At 65.7% G+C, this 17,608-nt stretch carries 18 protein-coding genes; 5 read left to right on the top strand and 13 right to left on the bottom strand.

The window, feature by feature from the left end; genetic code table 11:
• Nucleotides 1-104 precede the first annotated feature (104 nt).
• On the top strand, nucleotides 105-2,117 hold the full coding sequence (locus NLR35_RS18350) for a bifunctional diguanylate cyclase/phosphodiesterase (RefSeq protein WP_257167921.1): 2,013 nt from the start codon (nucleotides 105-107) through the stop codon (nucleotides 2,115-2,117).
• A 74-nt stretch (nucleotides 2,118-2,191) separates the two neighbouring features.
• On the opposite strand, the gene NLR35_RS18345 is transcribed toward NLR35_RS18350, so the two are convergent.
• A complete protein-coding gene (locus NLR35_RS18345) occupies nucleotides 2,192-2,626 on the bottom strand; it encodes a cupin domain-containing protein (RefSeq protein ID WP_257167920.1) in 435 nt (144 codons plus the stop codon).
• A 14-nt stretch (nucleotides 2,627-2,640) separates the two neighbouring features.
• A complete protein-coding gene (gene gloB / locus NLR35_RS18340; protein ID WP_257167919.1) occupies nucleotides 2,641-3,408 on the bottom strand; it encodes a hydroxyacylglutathione hydrolase in 768 nt (255 codons plus the stop codon).
• Nucleotides 3,409-3,515: 107 nt separating this feature from the next.
• Between gloB and NLR35_RS18335 the strand changes: the two genes are divergently transcribed.
• On the top strand, nucleotides 3,516-4,274 hold the full coding sequence (locus NLR35_RS18335; RefSeq protein WP_006610255.1) for a class I SAM-dependent methyltransferase: 759 nt from the start codon (nucleotides 3,516-3,518) through the stop codon (nucleotides 4,272-4,274).
• A 116-nt stretch (nucleotides 4,275-4,390) separates the two neighbouring features.
• Here the strand turns inward: NLR35_RS18335 and NLR35_RS18330 are convergent, their stop codons facing one another.
• The 6 genes from NLR35_RS18330 to NLR35_RS18305 all read right to left on the bottom strand — a co-directional run bounded on the left by NLR35_RS18330 (nucleotide 4,391) and on the right by NLR35_RS18305 (nucleotide 11,839).
• Nucleotides 4,391-5,245, bottom strand: coding sequence for a DUF4167 domain-containing protein (locus NLR35_RS18330; RefSeq protein WP_257167918.1), 855 nt, complete (start codon nucleotides 5,243-5,245; stop codon nucleotides 4,391-4,393).
• Nucleotides 5,246-5,254: 9 nt separating this feature from the next.
• A complete protein-coding gene (locus tag NLR35_RS18325) occupies nucleotides 5,255-5,452 on the bottom strand; it encodes a hypothetical protein (protein WP_257167917.1) in 198 nt (65 codons plus the stop codon).
• Between the two features lie 335 nt (nucleotides 5,453-5,787).
• Complete coding sequence (prmC, locus tag NLR35_RS18320; RefSeq protein WP_257167916.1) at nucleotides 5,788-6,675, bottom strand: peptide chain release factor N(5)-glutamine methyltransferase; 888 nt, start codon at nucleotides 6,673-6,675, stop codon at nucleotides 5,788-5,790.
• A 193-nt stretch (nucleotides 6,676-6,868) separates the two neighbouring features.
• Nucleotides 6,869-7,954, bottom strand: a complete 1,086-nt coding sequence (gene prfA / locus NLR35_RS18315; RefSeq protein ID WP_257167915.1) for a peptide chain release factor 1 — start codon at nucleotides 7,952-7,954, stop codon at nucleotides 6,869-6,871.
• Nucleotides 7,955-8,014: 60 nt separating this feature from the next.
• On the bottom strand, nucleotides 8,015-10,282 hold the full coding sequence (gene ptsP, locus NLR35_RS18310; RefSeq protein ID WP_257167914.1) for a phosphoenolpyruvate--protein phosphotransferase: 2,268 nt from the start codon (nucleotides 10,280-10,282) through the stop codon (nucleotides 8,015-8,017).
• A gap of 300 nt (nucleotides 10,283-10,582) precedes the next feature.
• Nucleotides 10,583-11,839, bottom strand: a complete 1,257-nt coding sequence (locus NLR35_RS18305; RefSeq protein ID WP_257167913.1) for an aspartate kinase — start codon at nucleotides 11,837-11,839, stop codon at nucleotides 10,583-10,585.
• A 146-nt stretch (nucleotides 11,840-11,985) separates the two neighbouring features.
• Between NLR35_RS18305 and NLR35_RS18300 the strand changes: the two genes are divergently transcribed.
• The gene (locus NLR35_RS18300) at nucleotides 11,986-12,453 is read left to right on the top strand and encodes a PH domain-containing protein (protein WP_006610249.1); all 468 of its coding nucleotides are present in this window, start codon (nucleotides 11,986-11,988) and stop codon (nucleotides 12,451-12,453) included.
• Between the two features lie 47 nt (nucleotides 12,454-12,500).
• Nucleotides 12,501-13,265 carry a bifunctional 2-polyprenyl-6-hydroxyphenol methylase/3-demethylubiquinol 3-O-methyltransferase UbiG gene (ubiG, locus tag NLR35_RS18295; RefSeq protein WP_374940830.1) on the top strand — a complete coding sequence of 255 codons (765 nt, stop codon included), beginning with the start codon at nucleotides 12,501-12,503 and terminating at the stop codon, nucleotides 13,263-13,265.
• 637 nt (nucleotides 13,266-13,902) lie between these two features.
• Here the strand turns inward: ubiG and NLR35_RS18290 are convergent.
• Nucleotides 13,903-14,184, bottom strand: coding sequence for a GIY-YIG nuclease family protein (locus NLR35_RS18290; RefSeq protein ID WP_257167911.1), 282 nt, complete (start codon nucleotides 14,182-14,184; stop codon nucleotides 13,903-13,905).
• Nucleotides 14,185-14,422: 238 nt separating this feature from the next.
• Between NLR35_RS18290 and NLR35_RS18285 the strand changes: the two genes are divergently transcribed.
• Nucleotides 14,423-15,322, top strand: a complete 900-nt coding sequence (locus NLR35_RS18285) for an EamA family transporter (protein ID WP_257167910.1) — start codon at nucleotides 14,423-14,425, stop codon at nucleotides 15,320-15,322.
• Here the strand turns inward: NLR35_RS18285 and NLR35_RS18280 are convergent, their stop codons facing one another.
• The 4 genes from NLR35_RS18280 to grxC form a co-directional block, all read right to left on the bottom strand.
• Complete coding sequence (locus NLR35_RS18280; RefSeq protein WP_257167909.1) at nucleotides 15,323-15,760, bottom strand: EamA family transporter; 438 nt, start codon at nucleotides 15,758-15,760, stop codon at nucleotides 15,323-15,325.
• A 186-nt stretch (nucleotides 15,761-15,946) separates the two neighbouring features.
• Complete coding sequence (locus tag NLR35_RS18275) at nucleotides 15,947-16,435, bottom strand: DUF1178 family protein (protein ID WP_257167908.1); 489 nt, start codon at nucleotides 16,433-16,435, stop codon at nucleotides 15,947-15,949.
• Nucleotides 16,432-17,310, bottom strand: a complete 879-nt coding sequence (locus tag NLR35_RS18270) for a carbon-nitrogen hydrolase family protein (RefSeq protein WP_257167907.1) — start codon at nucleotides 17,308-17,310, stop codon at nucleotides 16,432-16,434. The genes NLR35_RS18275 and NLR35_RS18270 overlap by 4 nt, the downstream gene beginning before the upstream one ends.
• Nucleotides 17,307-17,582, bottom strand: coding sequence for a glutaredoxin 3 (gene grxC / locus NLR35_RS18265; RefSeq protein ID WP_257167906.1), 276 nt, complete (start codon nucleotides 17,580-17,582; stop codon nucleotides 17,307-17,309). Before grxC ends, NLR35_RS18270 begins: the two co-directional genes overlap by 4 nt.
• Nucleotides 17,583-17,608: the final 26 nt, after the last annotated feature.

Genomic DNA, 17,608 nt, shown 5'->3' with positions numbered 1-17,608 from the left:
GCTTGCAACCGCCGATTGGAGCTTGGCGCCGTCTGCACCTAACCCAGCCTTTACCGGTGATGCGCGAGACTTTGCCCGCAATGGTGCTGACAACGGGGCGGCGAATGCCGGACGTGAGACATTATATGGCCCGCGCGGGGCAGTTGTTTCGCGTTCCCGCCGACAATCCCGAGCTGACGCGCGCGCAATTCCAGGCCTTCTCCAAGCAGGTGCCGCTGCTCTATTTCATCCTGATCACCAACAGTCTCGCGCTTGCATATACGTTCCTGCCGTTGGCGCCGACATGGCTGACGGTGTCGGTGCCGGCTCTGCTGTCGACGATCACCGGCGTTCGCATGCTGTGGTGGTTGCGACAGGGCGAGGTGCTGAGCAGCGACGCCGAGGTGCTGCGCAATCTGCGCGTCACCAACCGGATCGCCGGGCCGATCGGCGCGCTGTTCGTGGTCTGGTCGTTCGCGCTGTTTCCCTATGGCGATCCGTTCGCCAAGGGCCAGGTCGCATTCTACATGGCCGTGACGGTGATCGGCATCATCTTCTGCCTGATGCATCTGCGTTCGGCCGCGCTGATCGTGACGCTGGTCGTGATCGTCCCCTACGTGATCTTCTTCATGTCGACCGGCGTCCCCGCGCTGCGCGCGATCGCGGTTAATCAGCTGCTCGTCTCGGGCGCGATGGTGACGGTGCTGTTCATCTATTACCGCGACTTCGCTGCGCTGGTCGCAAGCCGCAAGTCATTGCTGGCCGAGCAGGCTGCGACGCAGGCGCTGTCGGATGAGAACTTCCGGCTGGCCAATCTGGATTCGCTGACCGATCTTCCCAACCGGCGCCGCTTCTTCTCCGAGCTCACGTCCGCCTTTGCCGAGGCCGAGCGCGACGGCACGCGGCTTGCTGTCGGCATCATCGATCTCGACGGCTTCAAGCCGATTAATGACACCTATGGGCATACGGTCGGCGACCGCGTGCTGATGGAAGCGGCACGCCGCGTTCGCGATGTCTGCGAGACCCGCGGAGCCCAGGTCCATCTGGCGCGCCTCGGCGGCGACGAGTTCGGCCTCATCGTCGTCGGCAATCCGACCGATGCGGATCTGCTGACGCTCGGGCGCGAGATCACCGATCTCATCAAGCTGCCCTATCAGTTCGACACCACGCATACCGGTCTGTCCTGCTCGACCGGCTTTGCGATGTATCCGCGCTCGGCGATGGCGGCGGATGCGCTCTATGAATGCGCTGACTACGCGCTGTACCATGCCAAGCGCCGCGCGCGCGGCCAGGCGATCATCTTCTCGACCGAGCTCGAGGCCGAGATACGCAGCCGCAGCGTGATCGAGCATCTGCTGCGCACGGCGGATTTCGAGTCCGAAATGGAGCTCGTGTTCCAGCCGATCATGGATGCTGCGAACGCGCGCACCACCGGCTTCGAGGTGCTGGCGCGCTGGCACAGTCCGAAGCTGGGCGTCGTGACGCCCTCCAGCTTCATTCCGGCCGCCGAGCGGATCGGCGTCATCCGCAGCCTCACCCGCGTTCTCCTGGTGAAGGCCTTGGCCGCGGCACGGATGTGGCCCGACGACATCCAGATGTCGTTCAACCTCTCGGCGCACGATATCTGTTCGCCGGAAGGCATCTTGCCGCTGATCGCCATCATTCAGGCCAGCGGCGTTCCGCCGCGCCGCATCGAGTTCGAGATCACCGAGACCGCCGTCACCTTCGATTTCGCCCGCGCCGAGGAGTCGATCGCGGCGTTGAAGGCGATCGGCTGCGGCATCTCGCTGGACGATTTCGGCACCGGCTATTCGTCGCTCAGCCACGTCCACCGGCTGCCGCTCGACAAGCTCAAGGTCGACCGCAGCTTCGTGCGCGACGTCAACGCCAATCCGGTCAGCCACAAGATCATCAAGTCGCTGACCGGCCTGTGCGCCGACATGGAGATTTCCTGCGTCGTCGAAGGCGTCGAAACGCAGGAGCAGCTCGACAGCCTGCGCTGCCTGGGGGCCGACTACATCCAGGGCTATTACTTCGCCGAGCCGATGCCGGCTGACGCAGTCTTCGGCTTTCTCGCCCGAGAGCGTCAGCGCTTCGCCGAGCCCGCCGGCGCCAAGCTGGCCGGTGCGAGCGCTTGAACGAGATTATGATCTGATCTCTTGTTCGAGCATGATCTTTCGGAAAACCGGTTTCCACTTTTCCGGATCATGCTCTAAACGGGCGGCTCCCAACCGGGAGGCGCGAGCTCGAATCCCGCAAAGTCGAATCCCGGCGCCACCGTGCAGCCGACGAGAGTCCAGTCGCCGGTGCTCTCGGCCGTTTGCCATGCGTGAGTGGGGACCACCGCCTGCGGCTGCTGGCCGGCCATGAGGTCGATGCCGAGCGTCGTCGTCTGCGGCGCTTCGCCGCTGCCAGCGATGCGCAGCAACAGCGGCGCTCCGGCATAGTAGTGCCAGGTCTCGACCGCATCGACCCGGTGCCAATGCGAGCGCTCGCCGCGCGCGAGCAGGAAATAGATCAAGGTCGATGCCGCACGCCCGGACGCATCGACGACCGTGTCGCGAAACGTCTCGCGAAAATGTCCGCCCTCCGGGTGCGGCTGGAGATCGAGGCGCGCGATGATGTCGGCTGCGGAGAGCGCGGTCATGGGCGTGATGCGTCCTACGACTTGTTCTTGCGCTCGCGCAGCTCGCCGAACACGTCCTCTGCGCTCGCGCCCTTCATGCGCAGCCGGATCCCGACTGCGGGATCGTCGGCGCGAAGGAACACGTTGGCCAGCTTCTCCTCGCCGAGCAGCACCGGGATGGTCGGCTGATTGGCAGCGCGCAGCCGCGTCACCTCGGCCGCGCGGGCCTTCAGCGCCTCATTGTCCGGATCGACCGTCAGCGCGAACTTGACGTTCGAGGCGGTGTATTCGTGGCCGCAATACAGCCTGAAATCGTCCGGCAGCGTGCGGAGCTTCAAGAGCGAATCCCACATCATCGGATAGGTGCCCTCGAACACGCGGCCGCAGCCGATCGAGAACAGCGTGTCGGCGGCGAACACTGCCTTGTCGGCATCGAACACATAGGACACGTGATCGAGCGTATGGCCGGGCGTCTCCAGCACGCGCGCGAGCAGCTCGCCGATCTTGACGACGTCGCCATGGGCGACGCGCAGGTCGACATGGCCGATCGCCGTGGTCTTGTCGTGCGGCGCCACGACGCGGCAGCCATAGCGCTGCTTCAGCTCGGCGACCGCGCCGACATGGTCGTGATGATGATGTGTGACCAGGATGTCGGTGAGGGTCCAGCCGGCGGCCTCGAGCTGGCGCACGATCGGACCGGCTTCCGGCGCGTCGATGGAGGCGGTGGCGCCGGTCGCGGGATCGTGGATCAGGTAGCCGAAATTATCGGACAGACAGGTGAAGACGCGGATGTCAGCGGCCATGATGTCTCCGTCGGCGATATTGCCGGGCAGAGATATGGCGTTAACGCTGCAGGCGCAACGCAATATTGGGCGCGCGACCGCCCGCGTCCGCATGATACATTGACGTCATGGACGTGATCGACCTGAGGAATTTCTATTCGGGACGCCTGGGGATCGTCGCGCGGCTCTTGATCAACCGCGGCATCCGGGCGCGCTGGCCGAGCGCGGCCGGGCAGCGCGTGCTCGGCATCGGCTATCCCACACCCTATCTCGGACTGTTCCGTGAGGATTCCGAGCGCTGCATCGCCTTCATGCCGGCTGCGCAGGGTGTGCTGAAATGGCCGACCGCACGGCCGACATTGGCGTCGCTGGTGGACGAGTTCTCACTGCCGCTGCCGGACTCCGCGGTCGACCGGATCCTGATCGTGCATGCGCTGGAAATGTCCGACGATCCGGCCGGGCTGCTGCGCGAGGTCTGGCGCGTGCTGGCGCCCGCGGGCCGCATGATCATCGTCATTCCCAACCGCCGCGGCGTCTGGACGCGGACCGACAACACGCCGTTCGGCCACGGCCGGCCCTATTCGCGCTCGCAGATCACGCAGTTGCTGCGGCAGACCTGGTTCACGCCGAGCGCCTGGGGCGAGGCGTTGTTCATGCCGCCGGTCGGCGGCTGGTTCCTGAAATCGGCAATGGCCTGGGAGCGCGTCGGCGCGGCGCTGTCGCTGCCGTTCGCAGGCGTCCATATCGTTGAAGCGACCAAGCAGGTTTATCGCGTGATCCCGGCACGTCGCGAGCGCATCAGGCTGATCCCGCGGCTGGAGCCCGTGCTGACGCCGGCGCCGTCCGCGCAGGGCTCGAACCGCGGTAGCGAGGACCGACGCGATTAGTCGTGCGGTGATGAGTCTTACGCCAAATAGCCTTGCGCCGATGCAAGGCAAAGCCGGCATAAAAAAAGCGGGCGGGCTCATGGCCCGCCCGTGTGGTCAAAGCGCAATCGCGAGCGTCATTCGCCGGGATTGATATCTTCGCTCGGCGCAGGCGCAGCAACGGCGGCTTCCGCACGGGGACCGTGCGGCCGACGCCGGCGACGGGGGTAACGCTCGGCGCCACCTTCGAACGCGGCGGGCGCATTGGCGATCTGCGGCTGCGGGCCGGTGATGAAGGATGGCAGGCGATCGACCCCGCTGTCTGCGACGACGGGCTGAGGTTGCGGCTGATACTGCGCGGGCTGCGGACGTTCGCGCTGCTCCCGCGGCTCCCGCTCGCGATGCTCCTGCGGCTCGCGCTGTTCACGCGGTTCGCGATGCTCGCGGGGCTCTCTCGGCTCACGATGCTCGCGGGGCTGACGGTGCTCGCGGGCTTCGCGGTGCTCGCGCGGCTGCTGCTGATCGCGCTGATAGGGCTGCTGGTTGTCGCCACGCTCGCGCTGGCCGCCGTCACGGTCGCGCATGAACGGCTGGGCTTGGGGTTGAGGTTGAGGCTGAACGAAGCCCGGCTCCTGACCGAAATGCGAGAAGCTCTCGCCGTCATCATCGAGATCGTCGACGGTCAGATCGTCGGCTGCGCGCGGCTGCGGCTGGTTCTGACGGAACTGCTCCTGGGCAGCGGCAATCAGGCGGAAATAGTGCTCGGCGTGCTGGTAGTAGTTCTCGGCGGCAACGGGGTCGCCCGAGGAGCGGGCGTCGCGCGCAAGCTGGACGTATTTTTCGGCCACATGGGAGGCAGTGCCGCGGATCTTGATGTCCGGCCCGTTGGACTCGAACACCCTGGTCAGAGGATTCTGGCCGCGCCGGTTATTATTGTTGTTGTTACCGTTGTTGCGGTTGCGCATCCGCTTGTTGTTTTGACCGTTTCTCATGTCCTGCCTTTATTCCAACCCTGCGTTAGGAGCACTGATTGTCAGAGCATTGATTGTCATCAGAATACCGATGCCGTATTGAAATACCGTCCCGCGGTCCGGGCGCGTGGCGCGCAGTCCGGTCCGGGCGATGCCGATCCCGACATGCCAGATCCGACCCATGCCGATGTGATCGACAGCCGATTCGCTCGACAAAAGCGCGTTCAACACGCGTTCCCCACCCACCGGCTCGTTCGGCCGGCGAACCACGTCATTCAGCCAGCCAGGGCGAGGTTCGCCACGACCGACCCAGTTTGCTTCGCGTAAGACCTCAAGTGCAAAGTCAGGCTTTCGTTCGCTTTGCAGTCGTAGGCTGCGCAGCCATCCGGCTCTCGCGCTCAACAGATCTGCGTTCTGGAACCAATCGCCCGGCGCGGCTCTCTGTCATCTGTCCGCGGCGGTGTTCCATGAATACCGCTCAGCGGGGCCTGCGCCGATGCTATGGAGGGAACGTAGTCGCTCCCAAGGGATATTCCAAGAGCTTTTTCTGGATCGAACGGCCTTTACCGGAGCTTTTTTAGGCCCATGACCGCCCGTGGAACACCCGCCAAATCGGCCCGCGTGGCTGCCGAATCGTACGTCAGACCGGCCTCCATCATCAGGTTGGCGACGTCGCCGCTCTGGTCGTGACCGACCTCCACGATGACCGCGCCGCCGGGGTGCAGCAGCCGTGTGGCCTGCGGAATCAGCGCGCGATAGGCGTCGAGTCCGTCACCGCCGCCATCGAGCGCACGCAAGGGATCGTGGCTGCGCACCTCGACCGCGAGATCGGCGATGTCGGTCGAGCGGATGTAAGGCGGGTTCGACACGATCAGATCGAACGGCGGCGCCAGCGCGGCCGCATAGGAGCAGGCGACGAAGCCGGTGCGGTCGTCCAGCCCCAACGCGCGCGCATTCTCCCGCGCCGTCATGAGCGCGGAGACGTTGATGTCGGTGCCGACGCCGAAAGCCTGCGGCAACTCGGACAGCAGCGCCAGCAGGATGGCGCCGGAGCCGGTGCCGAGATCGGCGATCCGCAAGGGCCGCGTCAGCCCGCCGCCGGCCACGAGATGCTCCAGTGCCAGCTCGACCACTGTCTCGGTGTCCGGCCGCGGCACCAGCGTGTCGGCTGACAATCGTAGCTCCAGGCCCCAGAACTCCTTGGTGCCGAGGATGCGGGCCACGGGCTCGCCGGCCAGACGGCGCTGGAGCAGCGCGCCCAGGCGTTGCGCGTCGTCATCGGAGAGGGCGCGCTTGCCGTGGGTCACGAGGCCGGTCAGATCGAGCTGCAACGCATGCCCCACCAGCAACCGCGCATCCAGTTCGGGCGAGTCCAAGCCCGCCTCGCCCAACCGCGCCACGAGCGCGCGGCGAGCTGCATCGATGGTCACGCCGGCGACGATGTCGGTCATCGCGCAAGTTCTTTCCACGCGTCATCCCCGCGAACGCGGGGATCCATACGCCGTGCAAGCGCGGGACGGGCGATCGGAGTTGCCGTCGGTGCCAACCACTGAAGCCTGTGGTTCTGAGTCCCTGCGTTCGCAGGGACGACACCGAGAGTGTCGCGGCAGGGTCGCGCGTCGGTCGGCAGCGCGCGCACGCGCCTCACGCCGCCGCGCCCTGGGCGGCGAGCTGCGCGGCCTGGTGCTCCGTCGTCAGCGCGTCGATCAGTTCGCCCAGTGCTTCGCCCGCGATCACCTGCGGCAGCTTGTAGAGGGTCAGGTTGATGCGGTGGTCGGTGACGCGCCCCTGCGGGAAATTGTAGGTGCGGATGCGTTCGGAGCGGTCGCCGGAGCCGACCTTCTCCTTGCGCTCGGCGGAGCGCGCGGCGTCGACCTTCTGCCGCTCGGCGTCGTAGATGCGCGAGCGCAAAATGTTCATCGCCGAGGCGCGGTTCTTATGCTGCGATCGGCTGTCCTGCATCATCACCACGATGCCGGTCGGAATGTGGGTGATGCGGATCGCCGATTCCGTCTTGTTGACGTGCTGGCCGCCGGCGCCTTGCGCGCGCATGGTCTCGATGCGCAGATCGTCCTGCTTGATGTCGACGTCGACGTCCTCGACCTCCGGCAGCACGGCGACGGTGGCGGCAGAGGTGTGGATGCGTCCCTGCGTCTCGGTGTCGGGAACGCGCTGCACACGGTGCACGCCGGATTCAAATTTCAACTTGGCGAAGGCGCCGCGGCCCTGCACCTCGGCGATGATTTCCTTGTAGCCGCCCACGGTGCCCTCGGAGGCCGAGATCACCTCGACCTTCCAGCCCTGCAGGCTCGCGAAGCGCTCATACATGCGGAACAGATCGCCGGCGAACAAAGAGGCCTCGTCGCCGCCGGTGCCGGCGCGGATTTCGAGCACGACGTTGCGGTCGTCCATCGCGTCCTTCGGCAACAGCGCGACGCGAATCTTCTGCTCCAGCTCGCCGCGGCGCGCGACCAGCTCGTCGCGCTCGGCCTCGGCCATCGCGCGCATCTCGGCATCGGTCTCGGGATCGGCAATCAGCGCTTCGGTGTCGGCGAGCTCTTTGACCCCTGAACGATAAGCCTTCACCGCGTCGATCAGCGGATTGAGCTCGGCGAGCTCACGCGTGATCTGCACGTAGCGGTCGGAATTGACCTGGCCGAGCAGCTCCGCCTCGAGCGAGGCGTGATGCGCCAATAGAACGTCCAGTTTGGCTTCGGGAAGCGACGACATGATGCAATCTGATGTAGGAATAAACGATACTGACGGAAGACGCGCGGCGGGACAGGCCCGCTACAGCGCGAGGCCTTCGCTCTCGGCGAACTCGGTCAGCTTCTGCCGCATCGAGAAGCTGCCGGCCGGCGCCGCCAGCCACTCGGCCATCTTGGCTTCCGCCTTGGCGGCGTCGAGCTCGAGGATCATCGCCTTCACCGGGCCGTGCGCGGTGGCGGACAGCGACAGCGAGCGGTAGCCGAGCGCGATCAGCGCCAGCGCGCCGATCGGCTTGGAGGCCATCTCGCCGCACAGCGACACCGACCGCTTGGCGGCCTTGGCCTTGCACACGATCTCCCGCAGCGCGCGCAGGATCGGCGTCGACAGCGTGTCGAAGCGCTCGGACACCTTGGCATTGCCGCGGTCGACCGCGAACAGGAACTGGAACAGGTCGTTCGAGCCGACCGAGATGAAATCGACCTTCGAGAGCAGCTCGTCGAGCTGATACAGCAGCGCCGGCACTTCGAGCATGGTGCCGATGTCGACGCGCTCCGGCAGCGTGTGGCCGTGCTGGCGCAGATAAGTCAGCTCGCGTTCGACGATCGCTTTCGCAGTGTCGAACTCGGCGACCTCCGAGATCATCGGGAACATGATGCGCAGCGAGCGCCCGCCGCCGGCGCGCAGCAGCGCCCGGATCTGGCCGCGCAGCAGGCCCGGTCGGTCGAGCCCGAGGCGGATCGCGCGCCAGCCGAGCGCGGGATTCTCCTCGATCACCGTCTCCATGTAGGGCAGCGCCTTGTCGCCGCCGATGTCGAGTGTCCGGAACGTGACAGGCCTGTTGCCGGCGGCGTCGAGCACCGTGCGATACAGCGCGAGCTGATCGCTGGAGCGAGGCAGGCTGGCCGACACCATGAACTGCAGCTCGGTGCGGAACAGGCCGATGCCGGCGCTACCGGTGTCCTCGATATGCGGCAGGTCGATGACGAGGCCCGCATTGATCATCAGCTCGACCGGCTGGCCGTCCTTGGTCTTGCAGGGCTTGTTGCGCAGCTCGCTGTACTGCGCCTGGCGGCGGGCGCGGAAGCGCACCCGCTCGGCATAGGCGGATTCGATCTCGGCTGACGGCCGCACATAGATCGAGCCGGACGTGCCGTCGACGATGATCGCGTCGCCGGGATCGGCGATGCCCGGCGCGTTCGGCACCTCGCCGACGGCGGGGATGCCGAGCGCGCGCGCCACGATCGCGACATGCGAGTTGGCGGTGCCTTCCTCCAGCACCAGCCCGCGCAGCCGCTTGCGGTCGTAGTCGAGTAGCGCCGCCGGGCCCATCGCGCGGGCGATCAGGATGGCATTGTCGGGCAGGTGGTCGCGGCTCGGCGCGTGATCCTGGCCGACCAGCTGGCGCAGCAGCCGGTAGCCGAGATCCTCGAGATCGTGCAGGCGCTCGCGCAGATAGGGATCGGTCGAGCGCAGCATGCGGGCGCGGGTGTCGGACTGCACGCGCTCGACGGCGGCTTCGGCCGTGAGGCCGGTGGCGACGGCCTCGTGCAGCTTGTGCGACCAGCCCTGATCGTTGGCGAACATGCGGTAGGCTTCGAGCACCTCGCGATGCTCACCGCCATCGGCAACGTCGCCGCGCTCCAGCATGCGGTCGAGATCGGCGCGCAGCTTGACCAAGGCGGCATCGAGCCGCTTGATCTCCTTCGGCAGGTCCTCGGCGATGTAGTTGTTGACGACGACGCGCGGCTCGTGGAGCACGACATGGCCGAGCGCGATGCCGTCCGACAGCACCGCGCCGTTCTTGTGGATGGAGTGCCGTACCGCCGGCTCCGCGCCGGGCTGGGCGAGCGCTGCAAGCTCGCCCGAGGCGATCATCTCGGCGAGCACCATCGCGGTGGTCTGCAGCGCCTCGACCTCTTCCTCGACATAGGTGCGCTTGGCGCGGTTCTGCACCACCAGCACGCCGAGCGTGTTGCCGGCGCGCAGGATCGGCACGCCGAGGAAGGAATGGTAGATTTCTTCGCCGGTCTCAGGGCGATACGAGAAGGCCGGGTGGCTGTGCGCGTCGCTCAGATTGAGCGGGGTGGCCTCGCTGGCGACGAGGCCGACCAGGCCCTCATGCGCGCTCATCACCGTGATGTGGACGGCGTCGCGGTTCAGACCTTCGGTGGCGTAGAGCTCGAGGGTGTTGTCGACGCGCAGCACATAGACCGAGCAGACCTCCGCGACCATGTTGGCCGCGATCAGCACCACGATCTTGTCGAGCCGCTCCTGTGCCGAGACCTGCTCCGCCATGGTCTCGCGAAGCCGTCTGAGCAGGACGCGGGGGCCTCCCGACGTGCTTCGCATGTGGCACAATCCCCCTTCCTGGGGCCAGACCGGCACGCGGCCGAACTGGCGCTAAACTCGCGAAATCGAACAGCTTTCTTGATTCGCTACCTTCGCACGTCGAGGATGCCAGGTCGAATCAGGACAACCATCACTGGAGCACTTTTCGCGGCAGCCATCCTGCGAGGCGTATAGCGAATTAGGGCTTGTTTTGCCAAGCAAAACGCCTGCCACCGGCGACGGCGTCAACGGCTTTCGCGCACGTCTGCGCGATGTCCCGCTGTTACAGAACGGGACATCGGCGCAGCAGGGGAGATTTTTCTAGGCTTGGTCCAGTCCGTAGAGCGTATGCAGCGTCCGGACGGCCAGTTCGGTATAGGCGGCGTCGATCAGCACCGAGAACTTGATCTCGGAGGTCGTGATCGCGCGGATATTGATGTTGCGGGCGGCCAGCGCCGCAAACCCCTTGGCGGCAACGCCGGCATGGCTGCGCATGCCCGAGCCGATCACCGAGACCTTGGACACGTCGGTGGCGGTGTCCAGGCGCTGGTAGCCGATCTTGTCCTTGGCCGCCGTGATGGTCTCGCGCGCCCGGTTATAGTCGGTCGCCGGCACCGTGAAGGTCAGGTCGGTGGTCTTGCCGTCCTCGGAGACATTCTGGACGATCATGTCGACGTTGATGTTGGCATCCGCCAGCGGCCCGAAGATCGAGGCGGCGATCCCCGGCTTGTCCTCGATCTGGCGCACCGAGATCTGGGCCTCGTCCTTGGAGAAGGCGATGCCGGTCACGACGTGGTTTTCCATGATTTGTTCCTCGCTGCAGATCAGCGTCCCCGGCGGCTGGTTGGCGTGCGGGTCGATATCCTCGGGCTTGTCGAATGAGGAGCGGACGAAGATCGGCATGTTGTGGACCATGCCCAGTTCCACCGAGCGGACCTGCAGCACCTTGGCGCCCTGGGACGCCAGCTCCAGCATGTCCTCGAAGGCGATCTTGTCGAGCCGCTTGGCCTTCGGCACCACGCGGGGATCGGTGGTGTAGACGCCGTCGACATCGGTATAGATGTCACAGCGGTCGGCCTTGATCGCGGCGGCGATCGCCACCGCGGAGGTATCCGAGCCGCCGCGGCCGAGCGTGGTGATTCGCCCGGTCTCGGTATTGATGCCCTGGAAGCCGGCGATGACCGCGACCTCCTTGCGCTCCCGGAACCGCTTGATCAGCTCGGAGCCGTCGATGTCGACGATTCGCGCCGACGCATGGGCGTCGCTGGTCTTGATCGGGATCTGCCAGCCCTGCCAGGAGCGGGCCTGGATGCCCATGCTCTGCAGCACGATCGCCAGCAGGCCGGACGTGACCTGCTCACCCGAGGCCACGACCGCATCATATTCGCGCGCGTCGTGCATCGCAGAGGCCTCGGTGCACCAGGCCACCAGCTCGTTGGTCTTGCCGGACATCGCCGAGACCACGACGGCGACTTCATGACCGGCATCGACCTCGCGCTTGACGTGGCGCGCGACGTTGCGGATGCGGTCGATGTTGGCGACGGAAGTGCCGCCGAATTTCAGCACGAGGCGACCCATGACGACGCGCTCATTCCCATCAGGAGGATAAGTTGACCGGCCCGCGCGGAAACCGGAGGCGCGCCAGCCGAAACGCGCGTATACATAGCGCCGCGGCCGGGGGCAAGACGGTTCCTTGTGGTGACGGAGTGGGGTAGAGGACTGGTATGGCGCGTTACATCGACGAAATCCTCCAACCCGGCGAGAAGGTGCTGTATTCGACCAATGCGCACTGGATGTTCTACCTTCCGGCGATCGGGGCCTGGATCGTCGTGTTTGGATTGCTCGTCCTTTCCCGCATGACCGTGAACGACAACCTCGTGATGCTGTGCCTGGCGACTGCTGCCGTGATCGCGGTGGTGTCGCTGTATTGGACGGTCCGGGCTTGGTTCCACCGCCTCACGACCGAGACCGACGTCACCAACCGCCGCGTCGTGCACAAAACCGGTTTCATCCGCCGCCGGACCTTCGAAATGGCGCTCGACAAGGTCGAGAGTGTCGACGTCAATCAGACCATCATGGGACGCATTCTCAATTATGGTGACGTCACCATCCTGGGCGTGGGCGAAGGCAAGGAAACCATTTCGACCATCGCGGAGCCGCTGGCGTTCCGCAACGCCATCACGGCGCGTTAGCGCCTCCGTCGCGTCCAGCTTCGATCATTGAGTAATCACCGATGACAATGCCCCAGGATTCCCGCAGCAGCCCTGTTTCTCCCGGCTCGACCGTCGATCCCTCGGAGATCGCAAAATTCTCGAAGCTGTCCGAAACCTGGTGGGACCCCAAGGGCAAGATGGCGCCCTTGCACAAGATCAATCCGCTGCGCCTGACCTACATCCGCGATGCCGCGTGCCGGAAGTTCGAACGCAACGCCAAGAGCCTGAACTGCCTGTCGGGGCTGCGCATGCTCGACATCGGCTGCGGCGCCGGCCTGTTGTGCGAGCCGTTCACGCGGCTGGGCGCGCAGGTCGTCGGCGTCGACCCCTCCGCCAGCAACATCGCCGCCGCGAAGCTGCATGCGGAGAAGGGGCATCTCTCGATCGACTATCGCTGCACGACCATCGAAGAGATGGACCCGCGCGAGCGCTTCGACATCGTCCTGGCCATGGAAGTCGTCGAGCACGTCACGGATGTCGGCGCCTTCCTCGGCCGCTGCGCCGCGGTGCTGAAGCCGGGCGGCATGATGGTGGTCTCGACCCTGAACCGCAACTGGAAGAGCTTTGCGCTCGCCATCGTCGGCGCCGAATACGTCCTGCGCTGGCTGCCGCGCGGCACGCACGAATGGAGCAAGTTCGTCACCCCCGACGAGCTGACGAAGTATCTGCTCGACAACCGCCTCGTCATCACCGAGCAGAGCGGCGTCGTCTACAGCCCCTTCGCCGACCGCTGGAGCCTGTCCACCGACATGGACGTGAACTACATGATGGTTGCCGAGCAGATGGTGTAGGGCCGCATGGTGTAAGGCCGCGCCCATCCTTTGCTTCCCTGGTTCAGCCCGTCTGCCGCTCCATCACCGGTCTCGTCCCTGCGAACGCAGGGACCCATAACCTCGGGAGGAGTTTGAGGCACGACCGTTGCAACGCGCAGCGTGCCCCAAGACAGATCACGCGGTATGGGTCCCGGGTCAGCGCCCGCTGCCGCTTCGCGTCACCGGGCTTGCCCGGGACGACAGCGGTGTTTCTCTCGGCGACTTCGTCCGTGGTGTAGCCAGCCTCGCCGCTGGGGCCACCGCGGTTCGCGCCGTACTCCTGCAAGCATCAGTTCAGCCCCGATGCCGCTCCAAAACCGGTGTCGTCCCTGCGAACGCAGGGACCCATAACCCCGGGAGTCGTTTGAGGCACGACCGTTGCAACGCGCGGCGTGGCCCAAGAGAGATCACGCGGTATGGGTCCCGGGTCAGCGGCCGCTGCCGCTTCGCGTCACCGGGCTTGCCCGGGACGACAGCGGCGTTTCTCTCGGCGACTTCGTCCTCGGCGTCGTTGCTTGAGCTTCGGCGCCGCAGGTCAGCCCGTCTGCCGCCCCACACTCGGTGTCGTCCCTGCGAACGCAGGGACCCATACCCCCAGGGAGTGGTTTGGGGCACCCTAGGAGATCAGGTCACTGAGGTCGCGCCATTCGAGATTGTCGCGCTCGATCAGCTCGATCTTCCAGTCGCGCTTCCAGCGTTTGAGCTGCTTCTCGCGGGTGATGGCTTCTTCGGCAACGGTGTAGGTTTCGACGTAGACGAGGCGAAACACGCCGTACTTTCTGACGAAATCAGAGCCTTCGCCGTTGCGGTGCTGCTCGAGGCGCGCTCGGATCGAGTTGGTCACACCGATATACAATGTACCGTGACGGCCACTCGCGAGAATATAGACGTAATACATTGCCGCACCATCGCGTGGATGGATCGCCTAACCCAATTGAAGCCGGTGGTTATGGGTCCCTGCGTTCGCAGGGACGACATCGTGCTTGTGGCTTGAGCTTACCACAAAACGCACAATGTTCTGACTCTTCTGCCGAGAGCTGCAATCCTGACATGCAGCCGAACGGCGACTTGCGCTGTTGACCCCGCGCGCCGCCCTCGCCACGGTGCTCAGCCTCACCCTCGCACAGTTGCCCCCAATGCTCTCCATCACCTCGCTCTGGATCCCCTTCACCCTCGTCGCCGCCGCCGGCCAAGTCGCGCGGAATGCGATGCAGCGGTCGTTGACGGCCAAGCTCGGCACGTGGGGCGCGACCAATATCCGCTTCCTGTTCGGGTTTCCGTTCTCGCTGGTGTTCCTGACGGTGGTGCTGCTGGCCACGGGGGATCATCTGCCATGGCCACCGGCTTCGTTCTGGCCCTGGCTGCTGCTCGGCGCGCTCAGCCAGATCATCGCCACCGGCTTGATGCTGCTGGCGATGACCGATCGCTCCTTCGTCGTCACCACGGCCTATCTGAAGACCGAGGCGATCCAGACCGCGATCTTCGGCTTCATTTTTCTCGGCGATCCGCTCTCGCTGCCGAAGCTGATCGCGATCCTGATCGCCACCATCGGCGTCGTCATCACCGCGCTCCGGCCCGGCGGCGAGAAGAGCTTCGCGGAGTTGAAGCCGACCGTGACGGGCCTCGTCGCCGCCGCCGCGTTCGCGCTGTCGGCCGTGGGCTTCCGCGGCGCCATCATCACCGTCGAGGGCGTCTCCTTCGTCACGGCGGCGTCCTACACGCTGGTCTGGGGCCTGTTCGTGCAGACGGCGATCCTCACCATTTATCTGCTGGCGCGCGCGCCGGACATTCTCAGGGACATCCTGTCGCTGTGGCGGCCGTCGATGATGGCCGGCTTCGTCGGCGCCTTCGCCTCGCAGTTCTGGTTCCTGGCGTTTGCGCTGACCGCAGCCGCCAATGTCCGTACGCTGGCGCTGATCGAGGTGCTGTTCGCGCAGGGCGTGTCGTACTACTCGTTCAAGCAGCCGATCGCGCTGCGCGAGATCTGCGGCATCGCGCTGATCGTCGCCGGTGTGGCGCTGCTGATTGCGGTATAGTCAGCCCTTGATCGCGATCAGCACGGCGCCGCAGGCGATCAGCGCGATGCCGATCCAGCCCTGCAGGCTGGGCCGCTCGCCGAGGAACACCACGCCGAACAGCGCGACGAGGACGACGCTGAGCTTGTCGATCGGTGCGACCAGTGTCGCCGGCCCAAGCTTCAGGGCGCGGAAATAGCACAGCCAGGACGCGCCGGTGCCGAGCGCCGAGAGCGTCAGGAAGATCCAGCTCTTCGTCGAGATCGGGCCAGGGCTTGTGAGCTGACCGGTCGCGAACAGGATCAGCGCCAGGGTCACCAGCACGATTGCGGTGCGGATCAAGGTGGCCAGGTCGGAGTTCAGGCCTTCGACGCCGACCTTGGCGAAGATCGCGGTGAGTGCGGCGAACAGCGCCGACAACAACGCCCACAGCTGCCAGGAGGAAGAGAGGGGGGACATCGTCATCTCCCGGAGGAAGGTCGCAGTTCAGGTCGATCTATTTCCACCGTCATTGCGAGCGCAGCGAAGCAATCCAGGGCTGTGGGCGGGACTCTGGATTGCTTCGCTGCGCTCGCAATGACGGAGAGTTTGGCGAGATCGCGCGCGCATCACTGGCAGGCTGTCGCCGATGACGCCCTCAGCCTCTCAATTCCGATCGTCCGGCAGCACCGGGATCGGGGCGACCTCGATGCCTTCCTCGATCAGCTCGCGGGCTTCGTCGAGCGAGGCCTCGCCATAGATCGGCCGGTGCTCGGTCTCGCCGTAATGCATCTTGCGCGCCTCGGTCGGGAAGCGCTCGCCGACATCGTCGGCGTTCTTGACGATGTGGTCGCGCAGCTCCTTGAGCTTGGCGCGCAGCTCACGCTCCTGCGCCATCATCAGCGACGTCGATCCCGGCGGGATCACGTCCTGCGCGGGTGCAGGCACCGGGGCAGGCGCGGCGGGCACGGGCGCCACCTCGCGGCCCTTCTTGCTGACGATGCGCGGCGCCATGATCGCTTTCTCGATTCCGGTCGAGCCGCAGGTCGGGCACTCCACCAGCTTGCGCTTCACCTGCGAGTCGTAAGCCGAGGAGCTCTGAAACCAGCTTTCGAACGTATGATCACGCTCGCAGCGCAGCGCGTAGCGGATCATGCCGAGCCTCTTACGAGGTGCAGATAGTCCGGACCGCCCTTGGGATCGGCGATGCCGAAGCGGCGGCCGTGCTGCAGCGAGGGAATGGTCTGGCGCACGCTCTCGACCCTGGAGGGATCGATCTTCGCGACGATGACGCCGGGCTCCACGCCGCCCTCGGCGAGGATCTCGCCCCAGGGATCGATGATCAGCGAATGGCCGAAGGTCTCGCGCTTGTTCTCGTGCAGGCCGCATTGCGCGGCGGCGAATACGAAGCAGCCGGTCTCGATGGCGCGGGCGCGCAGCAGCGTGTGCCAATGCGCCTCGCCGGTCTTGCGGGTGAAGGCGGAGGGGACGCTGATGAACGAGGCGCCGCTTTCGGCGAGCGCGCGATACAGTGCCGGGAAACGGACGTCGTAGCAGATCGTCAGTCCGAGGCGGCCCCACGGCAGATCGGAGATCACCGCGGTCTCGCCCGGCTGGTAGTTGGCCGATTCGCGATAGCTCTCACCGCCGGGCAGATCGATGTCGAACATGTGGATCTTGTCGTAGCTCGCCAGCACGTTGCCGTCGGGCCCGATCAGGAACGACCGGTTCACCGCCTTCTCGGCCGAGAAGCGCAGCGCCAGCGATCCGATGTGCAGATGGATGTTCAGCTCCTTGGCGAGCGCCCGATAAGCCTTGAGCGAGGGATCGTCCTCCTCGCTCTTGAGCTGCGCGAACAGCGCTGTCCGGTTGAGCTGCATCATGTTGCTCACTTCCGGCGTCTGGACGTATTGCGCGCCTTGCGCGACCGCTTCCCGGATCAGCCTGGTGCCCTGCTCGAGGCTCGGCTCGGGCAGGAGCGCGGTGCGCATCTGCACCATGGCGGCGGTAAAGCTGCGGTCGTTGCTCATGATGTCGCCTTGTCTCCGGCCAGCATGGCGTCGAGCCTGCCCTCGCGATCGAGTGCATAGAGATCGTCGCAGCCGCCGACATGGGTGGTGCCGATGAAGATCTGCGGGAAGGTCGAGCCCGGGCCGACGCGGTCATACATCTGCTGCCGGACGTTCGGATCCTTGCCCGCATCGTGCTCGGTGAAAGCAGCGTTCTTGCGGGTCAGGAGCGATTTGGCGGCCGTGCAGTAGCCGCACCCCGGACGGGTATAGATTTCGATCGCAGCGGTCATGTCGCGCTCAGCTGTTACGGAAGTGT

Source organism: Bradyrhizobium sp. SRS-191, assembly GCF_024586915.1.
Taxonomy (GTDB): domain Bacteria; phylum Pseudomonadota; class Alphaproteobacteria; order Rhizobiales; family Xanthobacteraceae; genus Bradyrhizobium.
The sequence above is the reverse complement of the archived record's forward strand: the minus strand, read 5'-3'. Positions and strand labels throughout refer to the sequence as shown.